Raw genomic sequence first — 12,248 nt, 5'->3', positions numbered from 1 at the left:
CATCAATATGGGAAAAGTGCTGTCATCAAGCAAGGAAGCTGCGAAACTGATTCATGATGGGGATACGCTGATCGCGGGAGGGTTTGGGCTGTGCGGCATCCCTGAACAGCTCATTTTGTCTATAAGAGATCAGGGAGTAAAGGATTTAACCGTTGTCAGCAATAACTGCGGAGTCGATGACTGGGGGCTTGGTTTGCTTCTGGCTAACAAGCAAATCAAGAAAATGATCGCTTCCTATGTCGGTGAAAATAAAATTTTTGAGCGGCAGTTTTTAAGCGGAGAGCTTGAGGTCGAGCTTGTTCCCCAAGGAACGCTTGCTGAGAGAATTCGTGCAGGCGGTGCAGGTATACCGGGATTTTATACGGCGACAGGCGTCGGCACCTCCATAGCCGAGGGAAAAGAACATAAAACATTCGGCGGCCGGACTTATGTGCTTGAGCGAGGCATTACCGGCGATGTGGCGATCGTCAAAGCGTGGAAAGCGGACACCATGGGCAATTTGGTTTTTAGGAAAACGGCGAGAAATTTCAATCCCATTGCCGCCATGGCAGGCAAGATCACGATTGCCGAGGCGGAAGAAATCGTGGAAGCAGGAGAGCTCGATCCAGATCACATCCATACGCCGGGAATTTACGTACAGCATGTTGTGCTTGGCGCGAGCCAAGAAAAACGGATTGAAAAACGAACAGTTCAGCAAGCATCGGGAAAGGGTGAGGCCAAGTGAAGGAAGCGAGAAAACGAATGGTCAAACGGGCTGTACAAGAAATCAAGGACGGCATGAATGTGAATCTCGGGATTGGAATGCCGACGCTTGTCGCAAATGAGATACCCGATGGCGTTCACGTCATGCTTCAGTCGGAAAACGGCTTGCTCGGAATCGGCCCCTATCCTCTGGAAGGAACGGAAGACGCGGATTTGATCAATGCGGGAAAGGAAACGATCACTGAAGTGACGGGCGCCTCTTATTTTGACAGCGCTGAGTCATTCGCGATGATAAGAGGCGGGCATATCGATTTGGCTATTCTCGGCGGAATGGAGGTTTCGGAGCAGGGGGATTTGGCCAATTGGATGATCCCGGGCAAAATGGTAAAAGGAATGGGCGGCGCCATGGATCTCGTCAACGGGGCGAAACGAATCGTTGTCATCATGGAGCACGTCAATAAGCATGGTGAATCAAAGGTGAAAAAAACATGCTCCCTTCCGCTGACAGGCCAGAAAGTCGTACACAGGCTGATTACGGATTTGGCTGTATTTGATTTTGTGAACGGCCGCATGACACTGACGGAGCTTCAGGATGGTGTCACAATTGAAGAGGTTTATGAAAAAACAGAAGCTGATTTCGCTGTAAGCCAGTCTGTACTCAATTCTTAATGGGAAGGTGTTTGACATGAGAAAACAAGTCGCCTTGGTGACAGGGGCTGCCGGCGGAATCGGATTCGAAATGGCAAGAGAATTCGCCCGGGAAGGCGCCAGCGTCATCGTTTCAGACCTCCGTCCGGAAGCATGTGAACAAGCAGCCTCCAAGCTTGCAGAAGAAGGCTTGGACGCGGCGGCCATTCCGTATGATGTGACAAAGGAAGCGCAAGTTGCTGATACGGTGAACGTCATCCAAAAACGATACGGCCGCTTGGATATTTTGGTGAACAATGCCGGTATTCAGCACGTCGCTCCGATTGAAGAGTTTCCGACAGAAACCTTTGAACAGCTGATCAAGGTCATGCTGACGGCGCCCTTTATTGCAATGAAGCATGTTTTTCCGATCATGAAAAAACAGCAGTTTGGCAGAATCATTAATATCGCGTCTGTTAATGGATTAGTCGGCTTTGCAGGGAAATCCGCTTATAATAGCGCCAAGCACGGCGTCATTGGACTCACAAAAGTCGGGGCGCTGGAAGGCGCGCCCCACGGCATAACAGTCAATGCGCTCTGCCCGGGTTATGTCGATACCCAGCTTGTACGCAATCAGCTTAGCGATCTATCGAAAACTAGAAATGTCCCTTACGACTCTGTACTTGAACAAGTCATTTTTCCGCTTGTGCCGCAAAAGCGACTGCTTTCCGTCAAGGAAATTGCGGATTATGCCGTGTTTTTGGCAAGCGAGAAGGCGAAGGGCGTCACTGGGCAGGCTGTCGTCCTTGATGGGGGCTACACCGCACAGTGACATAAAAAAACACACTTGCTCCGCTAGGGAATCAAGTGTGTTTTTTCTTTGCTTATTTCCAAACATCATTAGCGATCTCAACCACATGGCGGAGCTTCGCCCATTGCTGTTCTTCAGTCAGCTTGTTGCCTTCCTCAGTTGAAGCAAATCCGCATTGAGGGCTGAGGCAAAGCTGGTCTAAGCTTACATAACGGGACGCTTCTTCGATACGACGTTTCACGTCATCCGGATTTTCAAGCTCACCGAATTTAGATGTCACTAAGCCAAGAACAAGCTGAAGATCAGACCGTTTTACGTAACGGAGAGGCTCAAATCCGCCTGAGCGTGAATCATCATACTCTAAGAAAAGTCCGTCAAGATTCAAGCCGTCAAAAATGGTTTCGGCGGCTGCGTCATAGCCGCCTTCCGCTGTCCAAGTGGACTGGAAGTTGCCGCGGCAAATATGCATGGTTACCGTCAAGTCATCCGGGCGGTCTGCAATCGCGTCGTTAATCGATTTCGCAAACAGCTGGCGAAGCTCATCAGGCGTTGTTCCGAACGCTTCGATTTGTTTTAAGCCTTTTTCTGATAAGAAAACGGCCCACGCTGTATCATCAAGCTGGAGGTAGCGGCAGCCTCTGTCATAAAACGCTTGAATCGCTTTTTTATATGCTTTGGATACATCATGCTGGAAAAGGTGATAATCTTTTTTATACGCATCCTTTTCCAGTTTTCCGCGGAAAAACAGCATATTCGGGCTTGGAATCGTCATCTTTGGCGTCGCGTCACCGGCAATGCTATGGAGAAACGAATAATCTTCAAGCATTGGGTGAGTTGAAAAGTCGATATCACCTGTGACTTTAATGCCGCGTGCTTTTGTCTGTACGTTATGGAATTGGATTCCGTGCTCAGGAGTAAACGGCTCAACGCCATCTAAGTTTTCCAGGAAATCAAAGTGCCACCATGCTCTGCGGAATTCACCGTCTGTCACGACGTTCAGGCCGGTTTCCTTCTGTTTTTCCACAATGCGGATGATTTCATCGTTTTCAATTTGGCGAAGCTGTTCAGCGGTCATTTCGCCGGCCGCTTTTTGCAGCCGCGCTTTTTTAACGGGCTCAGATCTCAACAGGCTTCCGACTTGATCCGCGCGAAACGGCGGTTTTTTTCTTTGAAGTGATTTTTGTTCTGCGGGTGTTGTTTGGTGTGACATGTTGTCCATTCCTTCTTTCCATTCAAATATAAAAAAGCTCTTCCTTTGGATAAGGAAGAGCTTGCGTGACAATCTCAACCTTATCTTCAAGAGCAATCATTGCTCTAAAGGATTTAGCACCATTCTGTTAAACAGCGGTTGCCGGGTATCGCAGGGCCAGTCCCTCCACCTCTCTTGATAAGGAAAACCTTTTTATGAAATTTTCTGATAGTATCTATTATTCACACATTTTCTATTTCTGTCAATGATAGATTATCTCCACACATCGTTGGCAATGTCGATGACATGGCGAAGCTTTGCCCATTGCTGCTCCTCTGTCAGAAGGTTGCCTTCTTCTGTAGAGGCGAAACCGCACTGCGGGCTCAGGCATAGCTGGTCCAAGCTGACAAAACGCGCGGCTTCATTGATGCGGCGTTTCACATCCTCAGGATTTTCAAGCTCGCCGTATTTCGATGTGATCAAGCCGAGCACAATTTGCAGATCCTTGCGCTTCACAAAACGGAGCGGATCAAAGTTTCCGGAGCGGTCATCATCGTATTCCAAGAAAAGGCCGTCAAGGTTTAAGCCGTCCAAAATCGTTTCCGCTACAGCGTCGTACCCTCCTGATGCCGCCCATGTTGAGCGGAAGTTGCCGCGGCAAATGTGCATTGTGATCGTTAAATCGTCAGGCCGGTCTGCGACGGCATCGTTAATTGTTTTGGCAAATATGGCTGGCAATGTTTCTGGATCACCGCCGAGCGCCCGGACAACCTCTCTGCCTTTTTCCTCAAAGAAGAGAGACCATGACGTATCATCGAGCTGGAGATAACGGCAGCCAGCATCATAGAAGGCTTTGATTGCTTTTTTGTATGCTTGGGCCAGGTCATGAAAATATTCCTCTTGATCGTCATAAATCCCTTTATCCGCCTTTTCGCCAAAAAACAGCATATTTGGGCTGGGAATGGTCAATTTTGGCGTCGCGTTACCGGCAATCTCATGTAAAAATTGATAATCAGCAAGCGCTGGGTGGCTCGTAAAATCGAGTTTTCCCGTCACTTTGATGCTGCGCGCTTTCGTTTTTGTGTTATGGAACTGAATCCCCTCAGCCGGGATGAACGGTTCCACACCGTCAAGCCCTTCCAGGAAGTCATAATGCCACCAGGAACGCCGGAATTCCCCGTCTGTTACCACGTTGAGACCGATTTCTTTTTGTTTTTCCACGATGCGGGTGATCTCTTGATTTTCGATATCACGAAGCTGTTCCGCTGTCATCTCACCAGCCGCTTTTTTTTGCCGGGCTTCCTTCACCGGAACGGAACGAAGCAAACTGCCGACATGATCGGCGCGGAAAGGTGCTTTGCGTTGTTTTTCTGTTTTTTGTCCTGCAACATTCGTTTGTTGAGCCATGTTATTCGCCTCTTTTCTGAAATATTGAGCATGTAAAAAGCTCTTCCTTTGTGAAGGAAGAGCTTGAACGATCAAATCTCCGCCTCATCTGCAAGAACGCAATGTTCTTAAGGATTTAGCACCATTCTGTTTGAAACAGCGGTTGCCGGGTATCATAGGGCCAGTCCCTCCACCTCTCTTGATAAGGTACAACTTCATATTCAGATTTCAATTATCTTAATATTATTACTTTTGGATCAATTGTCAATGCTTTTTAGAAAATACTTTCATCTTCATCGTTATATAAAACCATATCAAGCAAGATAGCGATGGCAGTGCAAATTAGAACATCTTCCTCGTTTGCAATCTGCAAGTGATAGGAATCACCCCAGCTGAGCCACTTTTTGCTCACTGACATCCGGACATTTTCCCCGTCCGTCAGCTGGAATTCATCCCTCCATAAATCACCATCGATTTCCCAGTTAAGCCCGGAAATCACAAATTTCGGTTTGAAAAACGTTACTTTCTTCGTTACCTCACAAACTGTTTTCCCGCCAATTGAAATCTCATAGCGCGGCAATAAAGACATTAGTTTTTGTTCTATGGAAACGAGCGTTTTTCCGGATGTATCTGTCATTTGTAATGAGTCTCCTAACGAGAAAAAACGCCCCTCCACCTTGAATGTTTCTTGTTCGTCCCGGTCATAAATGTGAAATGCATCTTTAAATGAGAACATTTTTTGTTTCATAAATAACTCGATCATTGCTGAAGTCTCCTTTGGATTTGCCTTGTATGAAATTACGGATAGAGGGCGAAAAGGTTTCAGGCTCTAATCAAAACAATTTTAAAAGGCTGCGTGATTCAGCAGCCTTTTCGTTTGAAATATAGAATTAGGAAAGATGCATCCGGCGTTTTTGGCGGATGGCGTCAAGGTCGATTAGGTTGTTTTGATGAGGTGCGGCTGCTGGCAGAGGGCTTGTCTTTTGCGGTTTGCGGCGATTGTCCTTGCTGAAAGAAAAAAGAAGATAGCCGCATAATGCGATGATAATAAATAGGATCATATTACATACCTCCCAAAAAAAGTTTTGGTACTCTCTATTGTACGGATAAAATGCCAAAAAGTATTCAAAAAATTCTAAATCAATAAATAACAAGAAACTGTCCCTCTAAAACAGTATAACCTGATGACCTGAAAATAGTCTTGAATCACGCTGTTTGCTCTTGTTGATGAGTGGTTCTATAGTTACTATCGACGGTAAAATAAATTCCTTTATATAACTTTTAACCTAAGTTTACGTAATTCGAATTACCTGTTTATGGGTGCTGTTTTCTTGCTTGTTTGGTTTATACCCTATTTTTCGGAATTGAACACAAAAAACCCAAATTACGGAGCATTTGGGCGGTACGGGTGAATACGGATTGTATTTTGGGGATTTGAATGTTTTATTTGAAGAAGCGTTTGAACATTTTTCTGATTTTTTGAAATGGGCTGGATTTCTTTTGCATGTTAAGCGGCCTGGAAATGATCCATTTTTTCAAGAGACTCTTTGCAGCGATTGCATGTTTTGTCATTGTTTTTCCTCCTCATTTGTTGATACTTGTTTTACGGAGGACGTGTTTAAAATGTTTCATTTTCACACAGAAAAACCAGTCCTTTTTTGGACTGGCTTTTGGCATTACGCTTGCGCTTCAAACTGCTTTGCGATCTCAACGATGACATTTACGGCTTTGACCATGTTGTCAACTGAGATGTATTCAAATTTGCCGTGGAAATTTTCCCCGCCTGTAAAGATGTTTGGCGTTGGAAGCCCCATGTAGGACAGCTGCGATCCGTCGGTGCCGCCGCGGATGGGAGAAATCTTCGGTTCGATGCCGAGGTTTTCCATCGCTTGCTTGGCGATGTTGACGATTTCGATGACAGGTTCAATTTTCTCTCTCATGTTGTAGTATTGGTCGTTCATATCCAGCAGAATCCGGTCTTGCCCGTATTCGTTTTGAAGTTCTTCAACGGCACGCTTAATTGTTTCTTTTCTGTTTTGGAAATTCTCTTTGTCAAAGTCTCTGATAATGTAGTGGAGCTTTGATTCCTCTACGTCTCCTTGAATCGACAGCAGGTGGTAGAAGCCTTCATAGCCTTCCGTATATTCAGGCGCTTCGTCTGCCGGCAGCAGGCTGTTCAGCTTCATCGCGATTTTCGCAGAGTTGATCATTTTTCCTTTAGCTGTTCCGGGATGTACGTTGTTGCCTTTAATCGTAATTTTTGCGGCAGCGGCATTGAAGCTTTCATATTCAAGCTCGCCGAGCGGCCCGCCGTCAACCGTGTAGGCAAAGGATGCATTGAACCGTTTCACATCAAATTTGTGCGGCCCTCTTCCGATTTCTTCATCAGGCGTAAAGGCGACTCTGATTGTGCCGTGCTTGATTTCAGGGTGTTTGATGAGGTAATCCATGGCTGTCATGATTTCAGCGATACCGGCCTTATTGTCTGCGCCGAGAAGGGTGGTGCCGTCTGTGGTGATGAGTGTATGGCCCTTATAGCCAGACAGCTCAGGGAATTGATCAGGTGACAGGGTGACCTGCAGCTTTTCGTTAAGAACGATGTCTTTTCCATCATAGCTTTCGATGATTTGCGGATTCACGTTTTTGCCGGTAAAGTCTGTAGCGGTGTCGACGTGAGCGAGAAAGCCGATTGTCGGCACGTCTTTTTCAGTATTGGAGGGAAGAGTTGCCATGACATAGCCGTTTTCATCAATGGCTGCATCCTGCATGCCGATGGACTTCAATTCATCAACGAGCATGTTTCCTAATGTCAATTGGCCGGGTGTGGAAGGACAAGTGTCAACGGATTCATCGGACTGTGTGTCGACTTTTACATATGTAGTAAACCGTTCAATGATTTCTTCTTTCATTTCCAATCATCTCCTTTGTCTTATTTTAGCATGGCGGGATGAGAGATTTCTATCGCACAATACCGTTTCGAATGGCAAAAACGACTGCCTGTGTCCGGTCTTGGGCATTGCATTTTTGCAGGATGCGGTGCACGTGGGTTTTCACAGTGCTTTCACTGACGAAAAGCTTTTCAGCAATATCCTCATTTCTCAGTCCGTAGGCCATTTGCTGAAGAACCTCAAGCTCTCTTTTGGTGAACGGCTCTGCCAGTTCTTCTGGATGGGGCTGTTGCTTCGCCCGAAATGTCTCACTGATAATTTTAGCAGCTGTGACTGTACGGAAAATCGCCTCGCCTCTCGCCGCAGCGCGAATCGCATCTATCAACTCTTCAGGAAGTGTATCCTTCAGCAGATAGCCGACTGCGCCCGCACGGATGCCTTCAAATACGTATTCTTCCGTGTCAAAGGTGGTTAAAATGACTATCTTTGTATTTGGAAGTGCGGACATAATGTCTTTCGCCGCTTCGATGCCTGAGCAATGCGGCATCTGGACATCCATGAGGATAACATCGGGTTTTGTTTGTTTTGCGAGTGCTATAATATCGTGACCGTCGCCGGCCTCACCAGAAACCGTCATATCCGTCTGTGCGTTGATGACGTAGCGGAAGCCTTCACGCACAAGCGGCTGATCATCGGCAAGCGCGACGCGTATGTTATCTTTGTTCATCTTTTTGCTCCTTATTCGTTGTCATGAGCGGCAATGACAGCTCAATTTTCAGGCCGCTCGGCTGTACGGCACTGAAAGTAAGGGAACCGCCTGCTTTTTCTGCGCGCTCTTTCATTCCTGTCAGGCCAAATCCATAAGTAAGGCTGCCGGTGAATTGTCCGTCGTCGGTGATTGTGATATAGAGATGGGACTTGTCGTTAGAAATGACGGCTGCCGCATGAGAAGCGTCAGCGTGACGAATGATATTGGTCAGCGCTTCCTGCAAGATGCGGTAGATCGTTTCGCTCACGTTTGGAGGCCAAGACTCTTCTGACAGTCCGGCAGTATCTAAAGAAACGTGCAAGCCGCTCCGTTCCTCCACTTGATGAATGAGCCCCCGCAAAGCGGTAAGCCCCACCATCGATTCACTACGGCCCATTTGGTGAACGACAGACCGTACTTCTTGAAGACATTCCCTGGCGACACTCAGTACATTTTGAATGACTTTTTCTGAATCCTCCTTGCTGCTTTTGAGGATATAGGGAAGAGATTGAAGCTGAACAATCACAGAAGTCAGCTCGTGACCGATGCTGTCATGAATGTCGCGGGCAATTCTTGTACGCTCCTCAAGGACCGCGTACCTTAATGAAAGAACAGAAGCCTCCTGCAGCTCTGCATGCGCTTTCTGGAGTTCTTTATGAGCATGCTCCAGCTGCACATGCATTTTTGCCAATTCAGCATGATTCCGTTCAGCCTCCCTTCTCGCTTCTCGTCTGAAACGCATGGAGGAGAAGAGGACGTAGAGCCCGAGCATGATCGAGATGTTGCTGATGATGGTATTCAAGCTTCCTCCATATGAGGATAGGAGTAATATGTTGCCTCCAATTAAACATGCTGTGAAGATCAAGGATAGCCGTGAAGGGAGTCTAAAGGCGGCATATATCATTAAAAATACAATCAAAAAATAGGCGGCTCCCTGCTCTTGGCCGGAAACAGCCCAAAAGAAATCGGTCAGGAGCCAGAGTCCAATGAATATGCTCAAACTAACAGCAGTGGATGCCACATAGGGAATGATCCAAATGAATGCTAAGTATACCGCAAATACAAATGCTAACAAAATGGGATCAGCCTTAGTTGGATGAGATAAAAATTGTATGCAATTCAAAATGAGAATAAGGCTCGGCACAAGCTTCCTGTAGTAGTGCCGAGCCGGAGTTTGTCCGTTCATGCTGGTCCTTCTTTCGGTTATTGAATGGATACTTTGCCGGCGGTCAGCCGTCTGTATGCTTTGTAAAGCATAATGTTGCGGGCTGTAATGGTGCCGAGGGGAACGAAGAACATAGAATGAATAATGGCAATAAACATCTCGTTGCTCTCAGGCAGCCATGTTCTCGCGGCCATGCGCAAAGAAAGTATCACTAGAATGAGGATAACACTCCCAAGTGAGCCGCGTGAAGTGACCTTTCCGGTTTCCGGGTGAATCCGCACGTTTACCATCTTTCCAATGCCAAACCCGCAGGCCAGCCCGATCAGTAATAAAATGCCGCTGATCGCCACATGTAATACGGAATGAAAATACGCCGGCTGAAACGAAGCGGATACGCCCCATAACAGCAGCAGCGGAATGATCAGCAACTTCCCGGGTCTGACAGTTCTCTCCCGGTACATCGATAAAATAATAAGAATCAATACAATAAAAATATAAGGGCTCATCGCCATGTCATCAAATCCTTTCTGGATTAAGCATAGCGAAAATAGGAAAGAAAAACGTCAACCGGCAGATTGATTTTTCAGCTGCTAGACTTGTTCTCGCTGCATAAAGTCATGTAACATGGCGTGAAAATGCTGATAACATATGAAAAAACTATTAATAAACGATTAAACTTCTTAAAAATGGATGTGGACCGGTTCTAAACACTATATAATGAAAATAGGTCATTTTTTAGGAGGGTTTACATCATGGCAATACTTGTTACTGGCGGTGCCGGGTACATTGGCAGCCACACATGTGTTGAATTATTGAACAGCGGCTACGAGATTGTTGTTCTTGATAATCTGTCCAACAGTTCGGCTGAGGCGCTGAACCGTGTCAAGGAGATTACGGGAAAAGATTTAACGTTCTACGAAGCGGATTTATTGGACCGGGAAGCGGTAGATTCCGTTTTTGCTGAAAATGAAATCGAAGCTGTGATTCATTTTGCTGGGTTAAAAGCAGTCGGTGAATCTGTTGCGATTCCCCTCAAATATTATCATAACAATCTGACAGGAACGTTTATTTTATGCGAGGCCATGGAGAAATTCGGCGTCAAGAAAATCGTATTCAGTTCATCTGCGACAGTGTACGGCGTTCCGGAAACATCGCCGATTACGGAGGACTTTCCATTAGGCGCGACAAATCCTTATGGGCAGACGAAGCTCATGCTTGAACAAATATTGCGTGATTTGCATACAGCCGACAATGAGTGGAGCGTTGCACTGCTTCGTTACTTTAACCCGTTCGGCGCGCATCCAAGCGGACGGATCGGTGAAGACCCGAACGGAATCCCAAATAACCTTATGCCGTATGTGGCACAGGTAGCAGTCGGGAAGCTCGAGCAATTAAGCGTATTCGGAAATGACTATCCGACAAAAGACGGGACAGGCGTACGCGATTATATTCACGTCGTTGATCTCGCAGAAGGCCACGTCAAGGCGCTGGAAAAAGTATTGAACTCTACAGGAGCCGATGCATACAACCTTGGAACAGGCACAGGCTACAGCGTGCTTGAAATGGTCAAAGCCTTTGAAAAAGTGTCAGGGAAAGAGGTTCCGTACCGTTTTGCGGACCGCCGACCGGGAGACATCGCCACATGCTTTGCAGATCCTGCGAAAGCCAAGCGGGAACTGGGCTGGGAAGCGAAACGCGGCCTTGAGGAAATGTGTGCTGATTCCTGGAGATGGCAGTCTTCTAATGTGAATGGGTATAAGAGTGCGGAATAAGAATGGAGGCCTTCTCAATAGAGAAGGCCTTTTTTAAAGAACAAGGGTGCCTGTTCAGGCACCCTTGTTAGCTGTTATTTGATTTTCACAATAACATCATTACTGAATTTTAGTTTCCAAGTGCCTTTTGCATAAGCTTCCTTGTCCACCTCAAATGCTTTCACATCTGTTACTTTAATATTAGGATTTAGATCACTTAATATTTTAGAGTTGTCAACTTTTGTCTCAGTTGCATAGGTTGAAGAAGCATCGATATCTGCATCATAAGAAGTGCCATCAGCATCAACTAATTTAACAGTTGGAATTGAAAAAGAGCTAATCGGCTTTTTAGATACGTTTTTAATTGTATATTGAACTGCTACAATTGTACCACCATCAGATGCTTTCTTTTCAACATATTGAGTACCGACAGTATCTCTGTCCTCTACCTTCGTAACTGTTACTTCAGTTTTTTCAGTTTTTACGGTATCACCGATATTGTATGTTTTTTCAGTTTCTGCTTTGCTGCTGCTTGATGTTTTGGAAGTGGCTTCTGAGCCGCCTCCGCCGCCAATCATATTACCGATAATAATGATGACAACAACTGCGAGAATAAACGTAATGATTTTATGTCGCATAAAAAAGTTACGTTGATCCTTACCGCAGTTAGGACATTTTTTTACACCCTTTGCAATTTCTTGACCGCAAGCTTTACAGGGTACTAGTTTTCCTGCCATTATATTTCCTCCTATGTAATAAAATGTATGAAACATATGTACTATAATGCCTATATTATTTCACTTAGTCAATATAAAATTATGAATTTCTTATAATTATTATCATTTATAGTTAAATTCACTTGTAAAATATATGCTTTTTTTCTTATCGGTTATATCTGTTCTTTTTTTAATAGATAAATCGTATTTTCTTCCAGCTTATCTGATGAAAACTCCGCAAATACCCCTTGAACCAATTCGAACC

At 45.7% G+C, this 12,248-nt stretch carries 14 protein-coding genes and 2 riboswitches; of the genes, 4 read left to right on the top strand and 10 right to left on the bottom strand.

What is annotated here, in order from left to right:
* Positions 1–7: 7 nt before the first annotated feature.
* The 3 genes from AC0OMU_RS20770 to AC0OMU_RS20760 are packed head-to-tail and all read left to right on the top strand — an operon-like array spanning position 8 to position 2,161.
* A complete protein-coding gene (locus AC0OMU_RS20770; RefSeq protein WP_014481335.1) occupies positions 8–724 on the top strand; it encodes a CoA transferase subunit A in 717 nt (238 codons plus the stop codon).
* A complete protein-coding gene (locus AC0OMU_RS20765; protein ID WP_003243049.1) occupies positions 721–1,371 on the top strand; it encodes a CoA transferase subunit B in 651 nt (216 codons plus the stop codon). Before AC0OMU_RS20770 ends, AC0OMU_RS20765 begins: the two co-directional genes overlap by 4 nt.
* A 16-nt stretch (positions 1,372–1,387) precedes the next feature.
* Positions 1,388–2,161: a 3-hydroxybutyrate dehydrogenase gene (locus AC0OMU_RS20760; RefSeq protein ID WP_015483900.1), complete on the top strand. Its 774-nt coding sequence runs from the start codon at positions 1,388–1,390 to the stop codon at positions 2,159–2,161.
* A gap of 52 nt (positions 2,162–2,213) precedes the next feature.
* Here the strand turns inward: AC0OMU_RS20760 and AC0OMU_RS20755 are convergent, their stop codons facing one another.
* The 9 genes from AC0OMU_RS20755 to AC0OMU_RS20715 form a co-directional block, all read right to left on the bottom strand.
* Positions 2,214–3,350 carry a 5-methyltetrahydropteroyltriglutamate--homocysteine S-methyltransferase gene (locus AC0OMU_RS20755; protein ID WP_047183418.1) on the bottom strand — a complete coding sequence of 379 codons (1,137 nt, stop codon included), beginning with the start codon at positions 3,348–3,350 and terminating at the stop codon, positions 2,214–2,216.
* 77 nt (positions 3,351–3,427) lie between these two features.
* Positions 3,428–3,534: riboswitch (SAM riboswitch) on the bottom strand.
* 68 nt (positions 3,535–3,602) lie between these two features.
* A complete protein-coding gene (locus AC0OMU_RS20750) occupies positions 3,603–4,736 on the bottom strand; it encodes a 5-methyltetrahydropteroyltriglutamate--homocysteine S-methyltransferase (RefSeq protein ID WP_327830236.1) in 1,134 nt (377 codons plus the stop codon).
* 81 nt (positions 4,737–4,817) lie between these two features.
* A riboswitch (SAM riboswitch) is annotated at positions 4,818–4,924 on the bottom strand.
* Between the two features lie 65 nt (positions 4,925–4,989).
* Positions 4,990–5,478, bottom strand: a complete 489-nt coding sequence (locus tag AC0OMU_RS20745; RefSeq protein WP_474241472.1) for an LURP-one-related/scramblase family protein — start codon at positions 5,476–5,478, stop codon at positions 4,990–4,992.
* Between the two features lie 127 nt (positions 5,479–5,605).
* Positions 5,606–5,869: a hypothetical protein gene (locus AC0OMU_RS20740; RefSeq protein ID WP_041518123.1), complete on the bottom strand. Its 264-nt coding sequence runs from the start codon at positions 5,867–5,869 to the stop codon at positions 5,606–5,608.
* Positions 5,870–6,158: 289 nt separating this feature from the next.
* Complete coding sequence (locus AC0OMU_RS20735) at positions 6,159–6,287, bottom strand: hypothetical protein (RefSeq protein WP_003227241.1); 129 nt, start codon at positions 6,285–6,287, stop codon at positions 6,159–6,161.
* Positions 6,288–6,391: 104 nt separating this feature from the next.
* On the bottom strand, positions 6,392–7,624 hold the full coding sequence (gene pepT, locus AC0OMU_RS20730) for a peptidase T (protein WP_474241469.1): 1,233 nt from the start codon (positions 7,622–7,624) through the stop codon (positions 6,392–6,394).
* Between the two features lie 49 nt (positions 7,625–7,673).
* On the bottom strand, positions 7,674–8,330 hold the full coding sequence (gene yxjL / locus AC0OMU_RS20725; protein WP_327841021.1) for a two-component system response regulator YxJL: 657 nt from the start codon (positions 8,328–8,330) through the stop codon (positions 7,674–7,676).
* Positions 8,317–9,537 (bottom strand): two-component system sensor histidine kinase YxjM, encoded by a 1,221-nt coding sequence (yxjM, locus tag AC0OMU_RS20720; protein WP_474241467.1) that lies wholly within the window; start codon positions 9,535–9,537, stop codon positions 8,317–8,319. The genes yxjL and yxjM overlap by 14 nt, the downstream gene beginning before the upstream one ends.
* A gap of 17 nt (positions 9,538–9,554) precedes the next feature.
* Positions 9,555–10,028: a CcdC protein domain-containing protein gene (locus AC0OMU_RS20715; RefSeq protein WP_474241466.1), complete on the bottom strand. Its 474-nt coding sequence runs from the start codon at positions 10,026–10,028 to the stop codon at positions 9,555–9,557.
* A gap of 240 nt (positions 10,029–10,268) precedes the next feature.
* On the opposite strand from AC0OMU_RS20715, the gene galE reads away from it, so the two are divergent.
* The gene (gene galE, locus AC0OMU_RS20710) at positions 10,269–11,288 is read left to right on the top strand and encodes a UDP-glucose 4-epimerase GalE (RefSeq protein WP_210215898.1); all 1,020 of its coding nucleotides are present in this window, start codon (positions 10,269–10,271) and stop codon (positions 11,286–11,288) included.
* A 74-nt stretch (positions 11,289–11,362) separates the two neighbouring features.
* Here the strand turns inward: galE and AC0OMU_RS20705 are convergent, their stop codons facing one another.
* The gene (locus tag AC0OMU_RS20705; RefSeq protein ID WP_120028571.1) at positions 11,363–11,905 is read right to left on the bottom strand and encodes a DUF4352 domain-containing protein; all 543 of its coding nucleotides are present in this window, start codon (positions 11,903–11,905) and stop codon (positions 11,363–11,365) included.
* Positions 11,906–12,248 lie beyond the last annotated feature (343 nt).

It is taken from the genome of Bacillus sp. FAU18, from assembly GCF_056033885.1.
Note: the sequence above shows the minus strand (reverse complement) of the source record. Positions and strands in the feature narration are given on the sequence as shown.

What these genes read in the sequence shown, in the direction of transcription:
- AC0OMU_RS20745 (WP_474241472.1), bottom strand. Translation starts at nt 5,478, where the DNA reads ATGATCGAGTTATTTATGAAACAAAAAATGTTCTCATTTAAAGATGCA.
- AC0OMU_RS20735 (WP_003227241.1), bottom strand. Translation starts at nt 6,287, where the DNA reads ATGACAAAACATGCAATCGCTGCAAAGAGTCTCTTGAAAAAATGGATC.
- AC0OMU_RS20750 (WP_327830236.1), bottom strand. Translation starts at nt 4,736, where the DNA reads ATGGCTCAACAAACGAATGTTGCAGGACAAAAAACAGAAAAACAACGC.
- AC0OMU_RS20715 (WP_474241466.1), bottom strand. Translation starts at nt 10,028, where the DNA reads ATGGCGATGAGCCCTTATATTTTTATTGTATTGATTCTTATTATTTTA.
- AC0OMU_RS20755 (WP_047183418.1), bottom strand. Translation starts at nt 3,350, where the DNA reads ATGTCACACCAAACAACACCCGCAGAACAAAAATCACTTCAAAGAAAA.
- yxjL (WP_327841021.1), bottom strand. Translation starts at nt 8,330, where the DNA reads ATGAACAAAGATAACATACGCGTCGCGCTTGCCGATGATCAGCCGCTT.
- pepT (WP_474241469.1), bottom strand. Translation starts at nt 7,624, where the DNA reads ATGAAAGAAGAAATCATTGAACGGTTTACTACATATGTAAAAGTCGAC.
- AC0OMU_RS20705 (WP_120028571.1), bottom strand. Translation starts at nt 11,905, where the DNA reads ATGCGACATAAAATCATTACGTTTATTCTCGCAGTTGTTGTCATCATT.
- galE (WP_210215898.1), top strand. Translation starts at nt 10,269, where the DNA reads ATGGCAATACTTGTTACTGGCGGTGCCGGGTACATTGGCAGCCACACA.
- AC0OMU_RS20760 (WP_015483900.1), top strand. Translation starts at nt 1,388, where the DNA reads ATGAGAAAACAAGTCGCCTTGGTGACAGGGGCTGCCGGCGGAATCGGA.
- yxjM (WP_474241467.1), bottom strand. Translation starts at nt 9,537, where the DNA reads ATGAACGGACAAACTCCGGCTCGGCACTACTACAGGAAGCTTGTGCCG.
- AC0OMU_RS20770 (WP_014481335.1), top strand. Translation starts at nt 8, where the DNA reads ATGGGAAAAGTGCTGTCATCAAGCAAGGAAGCTGCGAAACTGATTCAT.